General features: G+C 62.4%; 13 protein-coding genes. 3 read left to right on the forward strand and 10 right to left on the reverse strand.

What is annotated here, in order from left to right:
• Positions 1-117 precede the first annotated feature (117 nt).
• The 4 genes from M0H32_RS13890 to M0H32_RS13905 all read right to left on the reverse strand — a co-directional run bounded on the left by M0H32_RS13890 (position 118) and on the right by M0H32_RS13905 (position 6,799).
• Entirely contained in the window at positions 118-1,641 is a 1,524-nt protein-coding gene (locus tag M0H32_RS13890) for a serine/threonine-protein kinase (RefSeq protein WP_248154955.1), read from the reverse strand.
• Positions 1,642-1,694: 53 nt separating this feature from the next.
• A complete protein-coding gene (locus M0H32_RS13895) occupies positions 1,695-3,320 on the reverse strand; it encodes a sigma-54-dependent Fis family transcriptional regulator (RefSeq protein ID WP_248154957.1) in 1,626 nt (541 codons plus the stop codon).
• Between the two features lie 85 nt (positions 3,321-3,405).
• Positions 3,406-6,114: a type VI secretion system ATPase TssH gene (gene tssH / locus M0H32_RS13900; protein WP_248154959.1), complete on the reverse strand. Its 2,709-nt coding sequence runs from the start codon at positions 6,112-6,114 to the stop codon at positions 3,406-3,408.
• 172 nt (positions 6,115-6,286) lie between these two features.
• The gene (locus tag M0H32_RS13905) at positions 6,287-6,799 is read right to left on the reverse strand and encodes an Hcp family type VI secretion system effector (protein ID WP_248154961.1); all 513 of its coding nucleotides are present in this window, start codon (positions 6,797-6,799) and stop codon (positions 6,287-6,289) included.
• A 489-nt stretch (positions 6,800-7,288) separates the two neighbouring features.
• Between M0H32_RS13905 and M0H32_RS13910 the strand changes: the two genes are divergently transcribed.
• The 3 genes from M0H32_RS13910 to M0H32_RS13920 all read left to right on the forward strand — a co-directional run bounded on the left by M0H32_RS13910 (position 7,289) and on the right by M0H32_RS13920 (position 11,040).
• Positions 7,289-8,818 carry a type VI secretion system Vgr family protein gene (locus M0H32_RS13910; RefSeq protein ID WP_248154963.1) on the forward strand — a complete coding sequence of 510 codons (1,530 nt, stop codon included), beginning with the start codon at positions 7,289-7,291 and terminating at the stop codon, positions 8,816-8,818.
• Between the two features lie 102 nt (positions 8,819-8,920).
• On the forward strand, positions 8,921-9,271 hold the full coding sequence (locus tag M0H32_RS13915; protein WP_248154965.1) for a hypothetical protein: 351 nt from the start codon (positions 8,921-8,923) through the stop codon (positions 9,269-9,271).
• Positions 9,272-9,276: 5 nt separating this feature from the next.
• Entirely contained in the window at positions 9,277-11,040 is a 1,764-nt protein-coding gene (locus M0H32_RS13920) for a hypothetical protein (RefSeq protein ID WP_248154967.1), read from the forward strand.
• On the opposite strand, the gene M0H32_RS13925 is transcribed toward M0H32_RS13920, so the two are convergent.
• The 6 genes from M0H32_RS13925 to tssK all read right to left on the reverse strand — a co-directional run bounded on the left by M0H32_RS13925 (position 11,016) and on the right by tssK (position 19,529).
• On the reverse strand, positions 11,016-12,089 hold the full coding sequence (locus tag M0H32_RS13925; protein WP_248154969.1) for a serine/threonine-protein kinase: 1,074 nt from the start codon (positions 12,087-12,089) through the stop codon (positions 11,016-11,018). The two genes, M0H32_RS13920 and M0H32_RS13925, sit on opposite strands and share 25 nt — an antisense overlap.
• The gene (locus tag M0H32_RS13930) at positions 12,073-12,780 is read right to left on the reverse strand and encodes a PP2C family protein-serine/threonine phosphatase (protein WP_248154971.1); all 708 of its coding nucleotides are present in this window, start codon (positions 12,778-12,780) and stop codon (positions 12,073-12,075) included. Before M0H32_RS13930 ends, M0H32_RS13925 begins: the two co-directional genes overlap by 17 nt.
• 108 nt (positions 12,781-12,888) lie before the next feature.
• Entirely contained in the window at positions 12,889-13,641 is a 753-nt protein-coding gene (gene tagF / locus M0H32_RS13935; protein WP_248154973.1) for a type VI secretion system-associated protein TagF, read from the reverse strand.
• 9 nt (positions 13,642-13,650) lie between these two features.
• The gene (tssM, locus tag M0H32_RS13940; protein ID WP_248154975.1) at positions 13,651-17,268 is read right to left on the reverse strand and encodes a type VI secretion system membrane subunit TssM; all 3,618 of its coding nucleotides are present in this window, start codon (positions 17,266-17,268) and stop codon (positions 13,651-13,653) included.
• Between the two features lie 9 nt (positions 17,269-17,277).
• Complete coding sequence (gene icmH / locus M0H32_RS13945; protein WP_248154978.1) at positions 17,278-18,120, reverse strand: type IVB secretion system protein IcmH/DotU; 843 nt, start codon at positions 18,118-18,120, stop codon at positions 17,278-17,280.
• A 74-nt stretch (positions 18,121-18,194) separates the two neighbouring features.
• Positions 18,195-19,529 (reverse strand): type VI secretion system baseplate subunit TssK, encoded by a 1,335-nt coding sequence (tssK, locus tag M0H32_RS13950; RefSeq protein ID WP_248154980.1) that lies wholly within the window; start codon positions 19,527-19,529, stop codon positions 18,195-18,197.
• Positions 19,530-19,534 lie beyond the last annotated feature (5 nt).

Raw genomic sequence — 19,534 nt, forward strand, 5'->3', positions numbered from 1 at the left:
AACCGACCGCCGCAAAACGCGGCGGCGGCACCGCTCGGCCTGAAACCGGTAACCCGACACAATCAGAAAACTGCCCGACGGAAACCCATCAAGCGACAACACTGTGAGAAATGCGGGCTAGCCCTGTTCCTCGAACAAGCCGGCCAGGAAGGCATTGACGTCACCGAGGCGCTGGGCGCGGTCGAAGTCGAGTGCCTTTCTGATCGTGTCCCAGGCCTGCGGATCGAGCCCCTCGATCGGTTCCGGCTTGAGGCCGTCGCGGGCGGCCTGGTCGATCGGCTGCGACTGGAACGGATGCCGGCCGGTGAGGACCTGATAGGCGATTAGGCCGAGGGCGAAGACATCGTCACGCGGGTCGCGTTCGGCGCGCTGGAACTGCTCCGGGCTGGCATAAGCCGCCGTCAGGCTGTCCTGGATCGGGTGATTGGCGCTGGCGCTGGCCGCCGCGGCCAGGCCGAAATCCAGGAGCTTGATGGTGCCGTCGGACAGGAGATAGATGTTGCCCGGCTTCAGGTCCGAATGCACCACGCCGCGGCTATGGGCATAGGCCAGACCGGCGCAGGTGCCTTTCAAAACGCGCGCGCATTCTCCGGGCGACAGGGGCTGGCCCATGGACATACCCAGTTTCCGGTCGAGGCCGACGCCCCTGAGCAGTTCCATGACGATGAACACATCCGCCTTGTCCCGGTCGAAATCATAGACGGTGGTGATGTTCGGATGGGCGAGCGTCTGCGACTTGCGCGCCTCGGCCTCGAGCAGACGCAGGGCTTCCGAATCGTTCTGGAAGCTTTCGTTCAGCAGCTTGACCGCCACATAGGGCTGGTCGTGACCGGCTTCGAGGCGCCGCCGGTCGACGGCGGAGTAAACATAGCCCATGCCGCCCCGGCCGATCTCCGTATCCAGAATGAACCGGTCGCGCAGGATCGAGCCGACCCCGGCGCGTTTGTGCTGGGGCGTTGCCAGCTTGTTGAGATCGAACCCGTCCCGTTGACCGCCGCCGGCCACCTTGCGCGCATCGGAGCGGAAGCGGGCGCTTTTGAAATCGGTCAGGAACTTGTCCAGCTTGCCGCTGTCCGCGTCGCTCGGCGGGGCCTCCTCGGAGGCCGTCCGGCGGCTGCGGTAGTCAGTATAGCCGGAGACCAGCGACGACAGGATGGCATCGTCGACCTTGCCCTGGGTCTCGTCACTGGCGTCAATTGCAGGAGGGTCGAAAAAAGGCAAGGGTGGCAAATGAGGCGCTGCCGGCGGCGGCGTTGCGGCCGTAGCGGCAACCGCCTCGGCGCTGTCTCCTCCCCAGCTGGGTTCGAGGGCATGAGGTAGCGTTGGTTCGTCGAGGTCGTCCGCGTCCGTGTCGGCAGGACCGGAAGCCGACAACCGGCCAGGCTCGGTCGGGTCCGGGTCGGTCATGTCGTCTTCGCCAGCAGCGGCGGCCGGCAACTGACCCAGCAGGATCTGGCCCAGATCCGGCGGCAGGCGGCCTTCTTCGACGATGGCCCGAATGGTCCGCCGCGCCGCCCTGGCCGCCTCCGCGGACTGCTGGGCCGACGCGCGCAGTTCCTTGGACAGCTTGTCGTAGGACAGCCGTCCGGACACGAAGTCGGCGATCAGCGCATGCGCGGGAGAGGACGTGTCGATCGACAAATCTGCGGGGCCCCGTATTCCTCAGCCAACGGCCTTGTCAGCCCCGGACACGTTCAGGAGCGTTCCAGACCATCGGGCCGTGTAATGTTGTACCGGTTGAGTTTATCTATAATGGTCCGGCGACTAACATTCAGTATGCGCGCTGCGTTTGTTTTGTTCCAGTTCGTCTCGCGCATTTTTGCCTCGATGACCATCGCCTCATACTGACCGACAATGGTCTTCAGATCGCCTTCGGGGATCAGGGCGGGCATGCGGTTGCCCGCATCGTGCTGCGCGCCGGCCAGTTCGGGCGGCAGGTGCGACAGTTCGATCGGATAACCGTCCTCGGCCATCAGGCGGGCGCGGTCGAGAATGTTCTTCAGCTCCCGGACATTGCCCGGGTAGCCCCAGCACATCAGCGCATCAAGCGCGTCGGACGACAGCACCGGGACCTGCTGGCCGGACTTTTCCGCCGCCGCCCGCAGAAAGAAGTCGATCAGCAGGGGAATGTCCGACGGCCGTTCGCGCAGCGGCGGCAGATTGATCGGAAAAACATTCAGCCGGTAAAACAGGTCCTGGCGGAACTCGCCGGCGGCGATCTTTTCTTCCAGGTTGATATTGGTGGCACCGACGATGCGCACATCGACCTTCTCGGTCTTGGTCGAGCCGACCCGGCGGACCTCGCCTTCCTGCAGAAGGCGCAGCACCTTGGCCTGCAAGGCCAGCGGCATGTCGCCGATCTCGTCGAGAAACAGTGTGCCGCCATTGGCCTCATGGGCCAGGCCGAGCTTGGTGGTGCTGGCGCCGGTGAAGGCGCCTTTCACATGACCGAACAGCTCGCTCTCCAGAAGCGCTTCCGGCAGGGCGGCGCAGTTCTGGACGACAAAGGGTTTGTTGACCCGGTCGCTCGACATGTGGACGAACGCGGCCATCATTTCCTTGCCGGTTCCGGTCTCGCCCCGCACAAGGATGGGCACGGTCGACCAGGCGGCCTTGCCGACCAGCTTGATGGCATGTTCGATCGGCGGGCTTTCGCCGATCAGGCCCTTCGGCCTCTGCGGCTCAGCGACCTTTTTCGGTGGCGCCTTGTGGGTCTGCTTGGGCAATTCCGCCAGGTGCCGGTCGAACTGGCGCTTCAATCTGGTGTTGTCTTCCAGCAGGCGCGCGTTCCACATGTAAAGCGCGGCCAGTCCGGCCAGGCTCTGCAACTCCTTCAGCGACTGCTCGCTCAAGGCGGCGACCGCTTTCTGGGACGCGCCGGGATTGATCACCTGCAGGATGCCGATCGTGCGGTTGGACTGGATGGTCAACGGCAGGATGATCAGTGCCCTGGTGGTCAGGCCGCCGAGCTTGTCCTCCTCCCGGATCCGGTCGAAATCGTACCCGATGACCTTGTCGATATCGTCCAGGTTCAGCGTTGTGCCCGTGGATACGACAAAGGCCGCCGGCTCTTTCAGGTTCGGCATCATGTCGGCGCCGTAAAGCACCACCTGCTTGCCGGTCGGCATGGCCTTGATATAGCCGCGGTGGCGGGAGCAGGCGCGGTGCAGCGTTTGCCCGAACGTATCCAGCATGAATATGGAGGCTTCTTCGGCGCCGGTCAGGTTGAGGGCGGCCTCGACCACCTGGTCCATGACCGTTTCAACCTTGACCCCGGCCGTGATGGCACTCGTCAGTTCAATCAAGTCGCCCAAAATCATAGCGTTCGCCACCGTCTTTTGTGGGCATTACCCGGAAGACGGCCGGATCGCCGGCCTGTCCTCTTCCGATCGCGCCTGGGTCTGGTCAGGACAGAGCGTAGCTGAAAGCGCCGCCTTCTCCCATCCCGATTTCCACCTTTGTGAAGTCGGCTTCTTCCGCGCCCATCCGTGTCAAGAGTTCCGTCGAGAGCTCCGGCAGAACCGTGCGGTTGATGATGTGATCGATGTTGCGCGCGCCGGTCTCCACCTCGGTGCAGCGCGCGGCAATCGATGTGACCACGTCGTCGGTATAGACCAGCTCCAGTTTCTGGTTTTCGCGCAGGCGTTTGCCGATCTTGTTCAGCTTCAGCCGGACGATCTTCTCCAGCGGCGATCCGATCAGCGGATAGAACGGCACGATCTCCATGCGGGCCAGCAGCGCCGGTTTGAAATGCGCGCTCAGGATCGGCCGGCAGCCCGCGATCATCTCGTTCGTTCTGGGCTGTTCCGGCAGGCTGCCCATTTCGGTGAGGACGTCGGTGGCCAGGTTGCTGGTCAGGACAACGATGGTGTTCTTGAAATCGATCTGGCGGCCTTCGCCGTCAGACAATACGCCCTTGTCGAACACCTGGTAGAACAGGTTCATGACCTCCAGATCGGCCTTTTCCACCTCGTCCAGCAGCACGACCGAATAGGGGCGCTGGCGCACGGCTTCCGTCAGAACGCCGCCTTCGCCGTAGCCGACATAACCGGGAGGCGAGCCGACGAGCTTGGAGACCGTGTGCTTTTCCTGGAACTCGGACATGTTGATCGAGATCAGGAAACGTTCGCCGCCGAACAGCTGGTCGGCGATTGCCGTTGCCAGTTCGGTCTTGCCGACGCCGGATGGGCCGACAAACAGGAACACGCCCATCGGCGCGTCCGGGTTCTGGACACCGGCCTTGGCGGTGCGCAGCGCCTGGTCGACAGCATCGATGGCATGATCCTGGCCGATCACCCGGGCTTTCAGTTTGCTGCCGAGCGACAGAATGCTGTCCGCGTCGTCCTGCACCATCCGGCCAAGCGGCACGCCGGTCCAGTCGGAGATGACCTGACCGATGGCCTCTTCGGTAACCTCGAAGGAGATCAGCGGATCGCCGTTCTGAACCGCCTTCAGGTCGGCCGCGATCTTGGCATAGTCTTCCGGGCTGATCGGTGCGGCGTCTTCCGCCGCCTCGGCTTCACCGTTTTCCGCAGTGGCTTTGCCGTCTTCGGGTGGGGTGTCGCTTTCCAGGCTCAGGCCGAGTTCGTGGCGGATCTGCAGAAGCTGGTCGACCAGCGCCTTTTCCCGGGTCCAGCGGTCGGTGAGCTCGGCAATGGCGGCTTCCTCACTCGCGACTTCCTGCTCGATTTCGGAGACTTCAAGGTCCCTGGACGAGAAGTCCGCCTTGTGGTCCCGCTGGAGCGAGTCGAGCGCGCGCTGGAGTTCGCCAAGGCGCTTTTCCTTCAGCTCGATCACGAAAGGCTTGGAGGACAGGGACAGCTTGACCCGGGCACAGGCGGTGTCGAGCACGTCGACCGCCTTGTCCGGCAGCTGGCGGCCGGAAATATAGCGCGCCGACAGCTTGGCGGCCGCCACGACGGCGTTGTCGCGGATATAGACGCCGTGGTTCTTCTCATAGGCGCCGCGCAGGCCGCGCATGATGGTGATCGCCTGCTCCGGACTCGGTTCGTCAAGCTTGATCAGCTGGAAGCGGCGCTCCAGGGCAGGGTCCTTCTCGATGTATTTCTTGTATTCGCTCCAGGTGGTCGCCGCGATGGTGCGCAGTTCGCCCCGGGCGAGCGCGGGCTTCAGGAGGTTGGCCGCGTCTCCGCCGCCGGCGGAGCCTCCGGCGCCGATCAGCATGTGCGCTTCGTCGATGAACAGGATGATCGGCTTGGCCGAGCCCTTGACCTCGTCGATGATGCCTTTCAGCCGGTTTTCAAATTCGCCCTTTACCCCGGCGCCTGCCTGCAGCATGCCGAGATCGAGCCCGATCAGCTCGACATTCTTCAAGAGGTCCGGAACGTCGTTTTCGGCGATCTTGCGGGCGAGGCCCTCGACGACGGCGGTCTTGCCGACCCCCGCCTCGCCGACGCAGATCGGGTTGTTCTTGCGGCGGCGTCCGAGCACGTCGATCATCTGCTGGATCTCGCGGTCCCGGCAGAACACCTGGTCGATCTTGCCGTCGCGGGCAAGCTGGGTGAAGTTGGTGCAAAAGCGCGCCAGCGCGCTGTCCGGGTCCATGCCGGGGGCGACCGAGCGGCCTTCCGCCGGGGTCTCTCCGGCAGCGGTCGCGCGGGTGGTATGACCCGCCGTTGTTTCCTCGGACTGGGCGATGATGTCCTTGAAGTTCTTTTTCAATTCGACAAAGGACATGGCGTCGAGAAGGCTGAGCCAGCGGTCGTCGCCGAAGCGGTTGGGCTTGGCGAAAATGGTCGCCAGCAGGCTGCCGGAGCGAACCTGGTCGAGGTCCAGCTCGATGGAGCTCACCAGCCAGGCATCCGAAATCCATTCGATCAGCAGCGGCGAAAAGGCGGGCCGGCCCTGGTTGCCGCGCTTGAGGCTTTCCAGCGTTGAATCGAGCGCTTTCTTGAGGGGGGCCGGATCGATCTCGAATTGACGGCAGGCGCTCTGGAGGTCGTGCTGGCTGTCTTCGGCAAAGACATGCAGCAGATGTTCGATCGTGACCTCGAAATGTCCCCTTGTGACCGCCAGCCCCGCGGCGCCCTCCAATGACCTGCGCGAGTAAGTGTTCAGTCTGCCGATCAAACGGCGGAGATCGAGGTCAATCAAGAGGCCACCCCATGGCTTGAATTATGTGCCCGGCATGCCGGCCTTAAACCGGTTTCATGGCAGGTTTGCTGTTTTGTCCCGGACTTTCATTTGCCCGAAAAACATTGATAAAACAAAAACGAACCGCCCCGGGGAGCCCGGAACGGTTCGCGTTTCAACAGCCTTGCAACGATCAGGTGACCGGCTTGCGGTAGTCGTCGGAAGCGTTGGTGCCGGCGACTTCGTGGGTCCAGATGGCCTTACGGAAGGTGAAGGACCATCTGTCGGTGTCGCCGCGGGAGGCGTTGGCTTCGTCATTCACATCCGGCAGGATCGTCTTGCCTTCGACCAGGACGGCGTCTTCGAACTTGATCGTGAAATAATGTTCCTGAACGCCGGTGGTGGAGGTGCGCCAGAACTGGACTTCGATTTCCAGGGCTTCACCGGTGGCGAGCGCCTGCCACAGCAGCGGGGTGGCCTTGTCGACCGGTTTCATGAAGGTGGTCGGCATGTGGCGGCGGGTGGCGATGATGGAACCGGACTGCGGATCGCGCGGCACAACGGCGTTCTGTTCGAAGTGATAGACCAGGGACTCGCCCTCATGGCCTTCCTGCCACAGGTTGCCGATGCTGTCGGCGGTGGTGGCGTCGGACGTGATCTCGCCCTGGGTCGAACCTTTGATGGTGACATATGCAATGTTGGACATGAGAGCCTCACTCAAAACGTTTCTGATTTCTGTCCCGCCGGCGGGGTCGTTGCCGACTGCAGGTAAATCAGCAAACACCGTGCCAAACCAGGTGTTGTCTTGAATCGTCAATATGTGCAGGCAGTTGCTTGGTTAATTCATAATTTGTTTATTTATGACACTGTGCAGAAAGCTGCACGGTTTCTTGGAGACTGTGAGAAAACCTCCACGCGGAACGTGTGATATGCGTCACAAAATCTGCGGCTGTCCTGGGCGTGTTCGGTCGATTCGGGCCTATTTGGCTGGTTTTTGCGATAAATTCGCTTCGACAACGGCCGAAAAAAAGCGCGATGTGAAGAACTTGGAGAATTGACCGGGCGGCTCTCCTCACCCAGTTTTTTGATATCAGGAAGTCCGGAGGCTTCTTTTGCCATGACGTCACACAAGTCAGGCAAGACTTGTTAGACTGTCCGCAGCAGTCCGGTCCGTCCAGCCCAGGAGGAATTCTCAATGAGCGCTGAATCATCTTACGGCCACATGTCGATCAAGCTGCCGGGCGATCCCGGTGAAGAGATCTATGTGGAAAGCCTGGCCGGCCGGGAGGCCTTGGGCGAGACTTATCGCTTCGATGTGTCCTTGCTGTCCAAGAAGCCGATCGATCTTGAAAAACTGCTCGGCAAAACCGCGCGCCTGACTTTGGAACGGGCTGGCGAGAAGATGGCCATTGCCGGTGTGGTTGGTGCCGCGCGCACCAATGATCCGACGCCCAACAGGGAATTCAGCTATTCCGTGGTGCTCGAGCCGGAACTGGCCATGTTGCGCCACAGCGCGCAGAACCAGGTGTACGGGACCGACAAGGACGTCACGGTCGTCGACATCATTCAGAACGAGCTGTCGGACGCCAACAAGTCCGGATCCAGCACCGGGTCGAGCAGGGTCGCCCGCCAGATCCAGTCCGACCTGCTGGTCTCGGCCTCCGACTATCCGACACTCGACTTTGTGTTCCAGTACCGCGAAACCGATCTGAATTTCATCTGCCGCATGTGCGAGCGCTTCGGCATCTATTTCGCCTTCGATCATTCAGGCGATCGTGAAAAGGTCATTTTTGGCGACCGCAAGGAACATTTCACCAAGCTGAGCGGCAGCCAGATCACCGACGAACTGCCTTATCGCAGCAAGAACCAGGTGATGGGCACGGATTCCTTCGGTGTCTGGTCTTTCAATGCGGTCTACGAGACCCAGAGCGGCACCATCGACCTGCGCGAATACAATGAAGAGACACCCAAAGTGTCGCTGTCGGTTTCGGAAAACGCCTCGTTCACCGGTCAGGGCGTGACGACGCTCTACGGGGAAAACTATCCGACGGTGTCGGACGGGCAGTTCATTGCCAAGCGCCGGGTCGACCAGGTCGAAGGCCAGCGTGTGCAATTTGTCGGCGAATGCAACATCCCCAATCTGCGCCCGGGTCTGTTCTTCCGTCTCAAGGACCACCCGATCTCCGATCTGGACGGGCTTTACATCGTCATCTCTGTTGAACATGTCTGCACCGTCTCGACGCCGATCGGCTTCAGTTCCTCCAACATGGAACCGGTTCCCTACACCAACCGCTTTGTCTGCGTGCCTTTCGAGAAGGGCTACCGTCCTCCGGTGGTGACGCCAAAGCCGGTGATCGCCGGTTACATGACCGCCTTTATCGACGGGGAATCGGATGGCAGCCGCGCCGAACTTGACGATTACGGCCGTTACAAGGTCCGGTTCCTGGACGAGGAAAGCGGGCTCCTGAACGGCAAGGCCAGCCACGAAGTGCGCAAGATGGAGCCCTATGGCGGTGGCGACGGCTACGGGTCCCATTCCACGCTGCTCAAGGGTACGGAAGTTGTGATCGGTTTCCTTCAGGGCGATCCGGATCGTCCGGTGGTTCTCGGGGCCGTGTCCAACGGCGAACAGATGAACCCGGTGACCTCCAGCAACCAGAACATCGCCCACCGGACAAAAACCGCTTCCGGGATCGTGTTCCAGATCAGCGACGGGTCCGCGTAAGCCGCACAAATAACAAGCCGGACGGATGGGCGAGGCGCCTGTCCGTCCGTGAGGGGCAAAGACCGGCAATCCTGACGCCAGTCGTTTGAATGTGAGGAATGAATGGCAACCTGGAAACCCGCTCAACGGGAACCTGATGCTCTGCGCAGCTGCGTCTATGACTATCTCAGAACGCGGTCGCCGCAGGTCTATGCCGAAGGCAACACCTCCGCGACCCATTTGGGCCGGTCTCAGGAGACCATGTGCACGGGCGAGCCGCTGACCATCGACCTGACGCTTACGCCGGTCGGGATCGCGACGGTCAATACGCGCAGCGCCCTGGTCTTCGGTGTGGCGGGGCACGCAGCCGACCGGAAGACCGGCTATGAAGTGGATGGCAAGATCGTCATCGACAGGGCCACCTTGGCGTTCCTGTCGATCGAGGCAAACCTCACCGTAATCAACCGGGGGTAACCGACATGAGCGGGCAGGACGACCACAAGGGCGGAATCGCGAGTTTCTCCATTGGCCTTGGCAAGGACGGCCCGCAGGCCACGCCTGTCTCGCCGCCCCCACCCTTCAGGGTCCTGATCGCCGGCGACTTCGGCCTATCCGGTTCAAACGGTGCGCTCAACATCTCAGGGTTGGACACAGCCGAAATTCTTCAGCCGAATGCCCCCACCTTCAGTGTCACAGCCGACAATCTGCTCGGGTCTCATCCCGCGCAGCTTGAAGAACGGATCTCCTTTTCCAGCCTGAAGGATCTGCGGCCGGCAAACATCCTGAGCCGCTTCAAATTCGTCCAGGACCTGGAGGCTGCCGGAGACACTCCGGACAGCCTTGCAGCGCATGGCCAGCTTTATGACAAGGCGATTGAGGCCTTGCGCAAGGGGGCAGCGTCAGGTCCGGATCTGAGCGCCGAATTGGGCGGTTCACAGTCCTCGGAGCCGCTGCCGGACTATGACACCGATGGGCCGAAACCCGGTGCAGGCGGCGCCGACGGACTGGACTCGCTGTTTTCCATGATCGACATGTCCGGGGACAAATCCGAACCGTCGGACAGCAGCAGCAAGGCAAAGGCCGCCGTAAATGCGTTCATCCAGAACACGTTGCGCGAGGAAAAAGCCACCTACTCGAAGCCGGAACCGTCCACCGCTTCGTCTCCGCTGGCTGAACTGAAAGCGGCCCAGTCGGCCCTCTTCTTCGAAGAGGGCAAGCTGCACACGGTGCTGCAGAACTGGCACAGCCTGAAACTGCTGCTGAGCGAGCTGGAAAACGGCCTGCCGCTGGAGCTGCATCTGTTGCAACTCGATAGCGACCTGGACCCGGATGGCCTCTCCGCCGTGCTCGGCGGGCCGGCCGGCGCGCTGCAGGCCGAACTCTATGACATCGTCCTCTTCGCCAACCCGACCGGGGTCAGCTCGGCCGGAGCGGAGCGGGTCAAGAGGCTGGCTGGCGATTGCGAGGAGTCCGATACGGTCGGTTTGCTCAATCTCAAACCGGATTTTGCCAGCGTCTCCGGCGAACAGCTCGGAGGCATGGAAGCGGCGCACCAGCTGCTCGACCAGCCCGGTTTCGAGACCTTCCAGGGCCTGCGTGAAAGCGATCAGGCCTCTCATGTTGCCCTGTTCTGGAACGAAGCGCGGCTGACGGCGCCGGGGGAGGGTTATCCCGCCCTGTTCGCGCCCGGAGCCTGGATCGCGCTTGCCCAGATCCTTCATCAGCTTGGCGCCGAAGTGTTTCCGCGCCTGCCGGTGGGCACGCCGGTCGATTTCGACGCCCTGGAAGTGGCCGAGGCGAAATCCATGGGACGGGTCGTGGCAACCGCGACACGTTATTTGGCGGGCCACGGCCTGGCGCCGGCATTGGCGCAATGCGGTATCAACGTTCTGGAAGGCGTCGCCAATCGTACGGACCTGGTGTTCCGGCGCGGCGTCACCGTCAAGCCGGGCAAGGAAGGCCGCGGTTCGCTCGACCAGGCCTTGCTTGTGTCCCGCCTGTTTTCCCTGTTCCAGGAGGCCCTGGGCGGTGCGATCACGGGCGGCCAGAGCGCCGGGGACCGGGAAGCCGCTGTCGCGGGCAACCTGAATGCCCTGAGCACGGCGCTTGCGGGTCAGGTCGTCTTTGAGGTCAAGCGGATGAGCGTCGAGGATCAGGACCTGATCGGCGTCTCCGCCGTCGTGCGTGCCGGCTGGGCCACCGGTCAGCAGCATTCCTTCTATTTGCCGGCTTCGGACGGCTGATTGTCCTTGAGGCTGTCCGCCGGTGATTTGCTCTCGGACGGATCGTTGCTGGAGGGAGCAGGAGCCGCCGCTTGCGACGTCTCTGCAGGCTCTTCTTGAGCGTTGAAAAAATCGCTGACCATGTGTTTGGCCAGCGTCAACGGACCGGGCGAACAGAACCCTTCCGCAAAGCGTTTCGCCGAATCGGTCCTGCCGAAATCGTCCAGCGCGAGGCCGGCCCGGAGCGCCCGCCAGCGCAGCCAGGTGAGGCCTTCTGGCCGGACCGCCTTCTGACCTTCTTTCCTGGCTTCCAGCGCGTTCTTGGCCGTGTAGGGGCGCGTGCCGCTGTAAGCCAGGTAGGCAATCACGCTGAGTGAAAAGACGTCATCCGCCTCGCAGGGCTCGGCGCCTGTCATCCTTTGCGGCGAGGCATAGGCGGGGGTCACTGCGCCGAAGCGCGCGAGAATGACGATCGTGTCCTCCTCGCGCGTCTTGATTGGCCGCGCGATCGGATAGGCGATGTTGAAGTCGATCAGCTTGGCGCCGCCATTGTTCAGAACGAACACGTTGCCCGGTTTCAGGTCCGCGTGAATGATGCCGCGGCCATGGGCATGGGTCAGCGCGGTGGCCAGGTCCTGGATCAGGCGGTTGAGCTGGGCGGCCTGCAGGCGCTTGCCGGGTGCCTTGCGCAACAGCTGCGACAACGGTTGGCCCTCCAGCAGCTCCATCACCATGAAATGAATGTCGCCCTGGCGGTCCATGTCGTAGACGCGCACGATATTGGGATGAACCAGGTCCCTGAGGCGGCGGGCCTCCCGGTGCATCAGCGCGATGACATCCGGGTCGACATTGTGGGCGGCCCGGATGATCTTGATGGCCACATTCGGATCGGCAAGGCCTGCCTTGGCGGCCACCAGGTCGCGCGCCTTGTAGACAGTGGACAGTCCGCCCCTGCCGATTTCCTTGAGCAGCAGGAACCGGTCCTTCAGAACGGTCCCGGCCTTGATCTCAAGGGTGTTGTCCCTCTCGCCACCGGCGTCGATGTCCCGGGTTTCAGCGAGCTTGGTCATGCGGCTCCGCCCAGACTGTGATGACGGTGATGTCATCGTTGGATCCACCTGCGACAGATCGCGCGATCAGCCTGTCCGCCAGACCGTAAGTGCCCTCGGCGGCCATATTGGCCAGCATGGTCTCGTCCATTCCCTTCAACAATCCGTCCGTGCACAGGATGAACACGTCACCGGGCATGCGTTCCAGCGTTCGCCGGCCGAAATCGATGCTCTCGTCGATCCCGACCGCGCAGGTCAGCCGGCCAGCGGCATCCGCGTGGTCCTCCGAGATCAGGAACAGATGCTGCTGGCGCAGCAGATAGAGACGCGAGTCTCCCGCCCAGACACAGCTGGCATAAGGACCGCTGATGACGAGGCTGAGACTGGTGGTTCCGGAGACGTCCTGTTCGGGTGCGGCCAGATACTCGGCAAAAAGACCGCTGCTGACTTGGGCGACGGCCGATTCCAGCGCGATCAGCTGCATATCGTGGCCGCTTGCCGGCAAACCGGCCAGCCGCGACACCGCCTCGACGGTTGTCCGGCTGGCGAGATCGCCGTCCCGGTGTCCGCCCATGCCATCCGCCACTGTAAACAGGCCGCAGGCCGGATCGGCGAAATGGCTGTCCTGATTGACCGGGTGGTGAGGCCCCTGGCGCGTGACGGCCTCGGCCCGTAACAGCGGAACGGTTGAGGAAGGGGTGAGCGTGTCCAAGCGTGTTCTCTCTGAAAGGGCCTTGCCGACCGATCTTGTTATAACCGATCCAACGGCATCTTAGCGCTCCTTTGGCCGGAAGAAGAACGATCAGTTGGGGACAGCTCTCTAGGATCGTAAAATCAGGTCCGGATCGATCTGGCCGTGCTGCCAGCCGAAGCGTTCCCATTCCCCGGAAAAGAAACCGCCCGTTTCCCGGCCCTTTGGCAGACCTCTCCAGATACACAGCTCTGGCGGCCGCGTCGTGCCGCCGTCTTGCCACCAGTAGGAGAGCGGCAGGTCCGGCGCAGGGTGTTGCACCAGGGGGCAGACACGTGGGTCGTCGGCGATGATTGCCTCGCCGTCGGTACGTGCGAAGCTGATCCTCAAAGCCCGGTCGCTGTCCTCGAGCTGCATCGGCGGGCGCCCGCCAGAGCCGTTGGGCACCCTGGCGAGAGTCGCCGCCTGCCGCGCGATGATGTCCGTGAATTCGTCGCGCGGCATGTTGCCTTCGATAAAGGCCATGGTCTGGACCTCAAGCGTGTCCAGCGTGATTTCCACGGCGGCCCTGAACAACAGATGATGGACCGTGCCCTCCATGGGAATGAGGACCGAAAGCGGAAAGAACCGGCCGAGCGCATCCGCGGAGGCGGACAGGAGCCCGCACCAGCCGGTCGGCCCGAACAGGCCCGGTTCGATGGCAAACCGCCACGCGGGCGCTTCGAAATAAAGCTGCTGCCAGGTCTGCGGCAGGTCGGTTTGCACACTCACCAGCCAGTCGGACATCAGTCCGGCCCAGGCATCGGTCATGCCGGCGGCGAGGCCCTCGAAGACAAAGTCCCGCTCCAGGGGGCGCTTTCCGAAATAGCCGCCGGTCTGCATGGCCGGGACCTATAGGGACGGCGGGCAGCGGAAGGCCGTGTAGAGACCCAGGTTGAACGGATTGGTCACGCTGCCGGCATTCAAGGCAAAGTTCGCCTTGGTCTTGTCCTTGGCGATGCCGAACTCGAACTGGTCCCGCCCGCGCACCGCCGACAGGCCGGACTTGGTCAAAAGCCGGAAGATTGCCCAGGTGCCGGAGGTCTTTTCCGTGCTGGACGACTTGTCCAGCAGCGTGATCGAGAGTTCAGCGCTGCTGCCGTCGGCCTGGCTGGGCCAGGTGAAATCCGTGCCCCGCACCGGACCGTGGCGATAGGTGATGGTGGTGTCGTCGATCTTCAGGGTCGATTTCAGCGCGCCCGGATCAAGCAGTGTCGGCCGGATGGTGAATTTGGCCGCCGGGCTCGATGCGCCTTTCGGAAAGAAGGCGTCGCGGATGGTCTGCGCCGTCGCCAGCTGTGCCAGACCTTCCTGTGACAGGCCGAGATTGGAGCCCTGGTTGTCGATCTCGACCAGCTGCCGTCCGCGCACATTGACGAAGGGCGAGACATAGTCGCTGAAGAACTTGTCGACAACGCCGGCCGGGCCGAGCAGGTCGGTGAAATCCTGCAGGGCGATGTCGTCTTCCGACTCCTGGAAGAACGGATAGCGCTGCGCCATGATGCTGGTGCAGGCCGGAACGATCTCGTTCTGCCAGGTCCGGTTGATGAACACATAGGCCGACTTGTTCATCAGGCCGCGCGTATTGGTGACGATCGACAGCACCAGCGACCGCACGGGTTCCGGTTTGGTGGCGGCTTCGGCCTGCAGGGCGGAGAAACTGTCGCTTTGCGGGTTCTCCACCCGCTTCTTGACGGCATCGAACGCAGCCTTGTTGGGGTCGGGTGCAGAGTTGATCCCGGCAATGTTGCCGTAGAGATCGCCGAACAGCTGCTGCACCTTGTCGAGGGAATTCGGGCTGTTGGGATCGACGAGGGCGTTCATCGGCCGGAAGGCGTCCTCGATGGCGACACCCGGCCACGGGCTGTCGCCGAAGGCGGCTTCCACGGCCGCCTTTGCGGAGGCCTGCTGCGCGGAGGCCACCAGCCCGCTCACCGGTCCGGCCGCCTGGGCGCCGGCGGCGCCCGCCGCGCCGCTGGCCGCATTGGCGGCGGCCGCGCCGGCCTGGGCCGCCTGGCTTGGCTGGTCGCCCGGCAGCGGCAACTGGGTGTTGTCGCGCAAGATGTTCAGGATGTTGGTGAGCGGCGAATTCGGCGCGCTGAGCTGTTCCAGCACGGTTTGCGCGCGGCCGAGGGAACCGATTTCGACCACCTGGATATGGGCCGTGCCCTGCTGCCAGTTCTTGATGTAGTCGTCGGTATAGAGCTTGACGATCTTGTTGGCGACCTGGTTGTAGGTGGTCCGGTTTACGGAATTGCCCATCACCCAGTCACTGCCCATGGAATCGCGGATGTATTCGGGCAGGCGTTCCAGGAAGAAACTGTAGAAGCCGTTCTTGGTATAGAGCCCCGGAATGATCGATCGGCCGCCGGCCGTGGCGGTGTCGACGTAAAGCGTGGTCGAGCCGAGCGTGCGCACGATGTTGATCGGCGGCAGCTGATAACGCTGCGCGGCGTCCTGGACCATGCGGTTGTAGATGTCCTGGGCCTGAGGCGCGTTTTGGATCCGGTTGCGCGCCTGCTGCAGGATCGGCAACTCGGACGGCGCCAGAGCGCTCTTGATCGGCAGCAGGCCGATCAGGTTGTCCATGTGCGCCTGCATATGCGCCCGGTCTTCGGGATTGAGCACGAAGGCGGATTCGTTTTGTGCCCGCAGCGCGGCGCGCACCTTGCTGGCGCTGTAATTCTGCCCGGTGGTCAGCATCAGATAGGTCTCGAGCTGTTCGCGGAGCAGCGAATTGTCGCTGGTGGAGGCGGTCGAGATCAGCTGGATCTGGGCTTCGAGCTTGGATTGGATCGACGGCAAAAGATATTGCGTCAGGAGTTGGTCATAGGTTCGGTTCGCGGGCGGATAGAGCACTTCCTGCGCGTTGAGGCCGAACAGGAACGGTGTCGACAGCCAGTTGGTTTCCTTGGTGATGTCATCGCGCATTTTCTGCGCGGCATCAAGGGTCGGCAACAGGTTCACCAGTGACCGGTTGCGGTCGGCCTCGGTCTTGAGAAGCCGTACATTGTCGGCGTTTTTCGTCGTCTGCTCGGCGACATAGACCGCATGGCTGTAACCGGCCCACCAGAAGACCATCAATCCCAGAACCGCGGCGATCAGCGCGGCGAGGGCGCCGCCATAGAGCGCCGCCAGGCGGCGTTCCAGCCGCCGGTTCTTGCCAACAAGGTTCTGCTCCGGAAAGACGATATCCGTCAAAAGCTTCTTGATGAAATAGGCCTTCGACTGGCCGCTGAGCGCGGGCTGCTGGCTGGCCGCGAGCGAGAAACTGCGGCCCATAGCGCCAAGCAGACGGTCGAAAGGCGTGCCTTCCTGCGTTCCGGAGGTGAAATAGACACCGCGCAGCAGCGGCTGTGCCTCGTAACGGGTCGAGCGGAACACATCCGTCAGGAAATCGCGCAGCACATTGCCGAGGCTGCCGAATTCATGCGGGAAACCGAAGATGCGGCAGCGCCGGCCGTTGTTGCGTTCTTCGGCGAGTTTTTCCGGCAGATGCCGTTCCACGCGGGCGACCAGATCGACAAAGCCGGCCTCGAAGGTCGGGCCAACGGTGACCTGCTGCGCGTCAAAGGGGAAGGTGACGCCCCAGACCTGCTGGCGCTCGGCCTCGCGCAAAGTGTCGAAATATTCGTCGAAACCGGCGATCAGGTCGCATTTGGTGAACATCAGATAGACCGGCAGACGCAGGCCGAAGGCCCGGTGCAACTCGCGCAGCCGCTGACGCAGGATTTCCGCCTGGCGCTTGCGCTCCGCTTCGCTCGCCAGCGCGACCTCTTCGATGCTGACCGCTAACAGGACCCCGTTGATCGGCCGGCGCTGCCGGTGTTTCAACAACAGTTCAAGGAAACCGCTCCAGGCGGCGGAATCGATGCCCTGGTTGACATCCTGGGTGGTGTAGCGCCCGGCGGTGTCGATCAGAACGGCTTCGTTGGAAATCCACCAGTCGCAATTGCGCGTGCCGCCAACGCCCTGAATGGCCTCGTGGCCGCCTTCGGCCAGCGGAAAGTCCAGTCCGGAATTTCGCAGGATCGTGGTCTTGCCGGTGCCGGGCGGGCCGATGATGATGTACCAGGGCAGTTCGAACAGGTAATTCTTCGAGCCCTTGCCTTCGACCGGGTTGTCGCGCAGGGTCTTCAGCGCGCCTTCGAAGCGTTCGCGGATCAGCTCGACCTCGTCCGCCGACATGTCGCCGCCCATGGAGACCAGCTCGTCATTGGCCAGCATCGAATTGATCAGCTTGGCATTGGCCCGGCGGGTCAAGACATGTCGCAGGAAGGTGAAGACGAAGAACAGAACGATCGGTGTGAGACCGACCAGCAGGCGGATCGTCAGCTCCTCAAACGGCGTGACGCCGTTGATTGTGAGAAGGTCCGCAAACAGGACTACGCAGACCGCGAACAGGATTAGCAGCAGCAGGATGATGATCGGCGCGGGTCTGAAGAGAGACGCGAAATAAGTACGAAACATCGCGCCCTCCTAGGATCGGTTGAGTGAGTCGATGGCGATCAGCGCCGGTCCCAACTCGCCGCTGAGCCACAGATCCACAAACGCGCGGAAAACGAAGGCAAGCAGGAAAAGGACCAGCATGAACAGCCAGAACGGCGGCATCGTGCGCACGTTCTTGCCCTTTTCCGCGCCCTTGGCGTTCTTGGACAGCGGCTCATCCCGTTGCAGCCGGCTGCTCCGGCGGATCAGGCGCGACAATTCATTGCGCAGGTCTTCCAGCTGATTGCGCCCGCCCTCCAGAACCCGGTAACGGCCTTCGAACCCCAGCATCAGGCAGGTATGCACTAGAATAAGCAGCGGCAGCTTGGTCTTGGCGTCGCCGCGGATGCGGTCGAGAATGCTGAACACCTTTTCGCCGCCCCAGGTTTCGTTGTGAAACTGGTTGAGCAGGGAGTTGGAACTCCATTCGCTGCGGCTGCCCCAGGGCGTCATCAGAACGGTTTCGTCGATGGTGGCGCACAGGATGTAGCGCGCTGCGATGATGTCACCGGCCTGGACGCCATTGCGCTGCGCCAGCTGCTCGAAGCGGTCAATCTCGTCGACAACTTCCTGCCGCAGGGCATGCACATCGGCCTGCTCGATCGAATTGCGCAGCTGGGAGATAATCAGCAGCAGCGGGGTCGCCGCGCGCACGATGATCCGTTCCGGATCGGATTCCAGCTGCCGGACGATGCTTGAGGCAGATTGAAGATCGCCGGAGCCGCCATTTTGGCGCGGGCTTGCTGCCATCGCGGCAGGGCCGCCGGCCGGGGAGACAAAGGCAACCGTGGGTTCGTCTTCTTCATGACCAGCGGCACCCTGTGCCTCGGCCATTGAAGTCCGGGCTCGAGGGCTCAGTCTTTGAGCTACGGTTGGCTGGTCAAGGTCATCATCCGTCATGATTCGGATTATTGTCCTTTGTGAACGGCCCAGAGTTCAAGACCAAGACCCGGATAATCCCCGCTTAGGTGCAACGCAAAGGCCGCGGAACTCTGCATTTGTGGCCAGAGTTCGTTTTCGACGTCCAGTTCGAAGTAAACCGCATTCTGCACATAGGGAATTTGCCGGGGCGCGACCGACATCGGTGTGATTGCGACGCCGGGCAGCTGCAGGTTGACCAGTTCGCGGATTTTTTCGACCGGACCGACCTTGATCTGGATCGGCATCTGCGTGCGCAGCACCTCCAGGCTGACATTGGCATGGGCGATCAGCACAAAGGACCGGCCTTCCGAATAGACCCCCTTGTTGGTCGTTTCGCCGAGCCAGACACCATAATCCCGCTTGCTGAGCGGAATGCTGATCGCGTTCTGCTCGACCACGAAGCTGAGCAGGCCCTCCAGGATCGTGACCAGGCGCTGGAACGTCAGGCGCAGGTCGAGGTGATCATAGGCGGGCAGTTCCGGCGGGCGGCGATTGTCGGCGCCGAAGGCGGAAAAGGCGCCGATCAGACCGATGAAATCCCGATAGACCTGTTCCGGAGCGTGGCGTCCCGAGGCGGCGATGTGGCCGAAAAGAACTTCATAATGATTGGTGACGCTGAGCGCCATCAGGTCGATGATGCCGGAGCGCGTGCTCTCGCCCTGCCCGGACGTGTTGGAGGCGAGCATTTCACCGCGCTTGCGCAACAGGCTGCGGACCTGATCGATCTGTGAAATCAGATGGGCGTTCGCCTTGGCCTTGAGCAGCGGCGGAATGAAGTTTTCCGACAGCTTGACTTCACCTTGCGTGGACACGCTGTCGATTTCGGCAATCGGCAGATGCGTCGTCTCGTCCAGGCTGTCGCCCTCCAGCACAAGCCGGCCTGTCAGAGAGCCGACGGCAATGCTGGCCTCGGGCTTATCGGCTTCATTCGTGTTGCGCACATTGGTTGCGCGCTTGGAGTAGCGGCGCAGGTCCTGGTCGTCACCGAGTTCCAGCTGGCCGGAGGACCTGAGCGGCAAAGCCAGATAAACCTTCTTGCCCTGGTCATCGACCGTGACCTGGCGCGCGCTGGCGATCGCTCCGTTCTTGCCGGTCGAAAACACGGTGCCATCCGGCAGAACGGCTTCGATGGCCGACAGCTGGAATTGTCCGATCGCGAGCGAATCCGTATCGATTTCGATGCTGCGCAGGCCCCAGGAATAGGGCTCCAGATCCTGCACACGCTGCTCCAATGTGGCCTCGACCCACCGGTCGTGCTGCTGCAAATGCTGCGGCCGGAGAAACATTCCCTCAAGCCAGAGTGGTTTCAGGCTCTCATTCAAGGCCA

The sequence above is a fragment of the Roseibium sediminicola genome, assembly GCF_023156505.1.
GTDB classification, from domain to species: Bacteria; Pseudomonadota; Alphaproteobacteria; order Rhizobiales; family Stappiaceae; genus Roseibium; species Roseibium sediminicola.

What these genes read in the sequence shown, in the direction of transcription:
- M0H32_RS13895 (WP_248154957.1), bottom strand. Translation starts at nt 3,320, where the DNA reads ATGATTTTGGGCGACTTGATTGAACTGACGAGTGCCATCACGGCCGGG.
- M0H32_RS13905 (WP_248154961.1), bottom strand. Translation starts at nt 6,799, where the DNA reads ATGTCCAACATTGCATATGTCACCATCAAAGGTTCGACCCAGGGCGAG.
- M0H32_RS13910 (WP_248154963.1), top strand. Translation starts at nt 7,289, where the DNA reads ATGAGCGCTGAATCATCTTACGGCCACATGTCGATCAAGCTGCCGGGC.
- M0H32_RS13915 (WP_248154965.1), top strand. Translation starts at nt 8,921, where the DNA reads ATGGCAACCTGGAAACCCGCTCAACGGGAACCTGATGCTCTGCGCAGC.
- M0H32_RS13920 (WP_248154967.1), top strand. Translation starts at nt 9,277, where the DNA reads ATGAGCGGGCAGGACGACCACAAGGGCGGAATCGCGAGTTTCTCCATT.
- M0H32_RS13925 (WP_248154969.1), bottom strand. Translation starts at nt 12,089, where the DNA reads ATGACCAAGCTCGCTGAAACCCGGGACATCGACGCCGGTGGCGAGAGG.
- tagF (WP_248154973.1), bottom strand. Translation starts at nt 13,641, where the DNA reads ATGCAGACCGGCGGCTATTTCGGAAAGCGCCCCCTGGAGCGGGACTTT.
- tssM (WP_248154975.1), bottom strand. Translation starts at nt 17,268, where the DNA reads ATGTTTCGTACTTATTTCGCGTCTCTCTTCAGACCCGCGCCGATCATC.
- icmH (WP_248154978.1), bottom strand. Translation starts at nt 18,120, where the DNA reads ATGGCCGAGGCACAGGGTGCCGCTGGTCATGAAGAAGACGAACCCACG.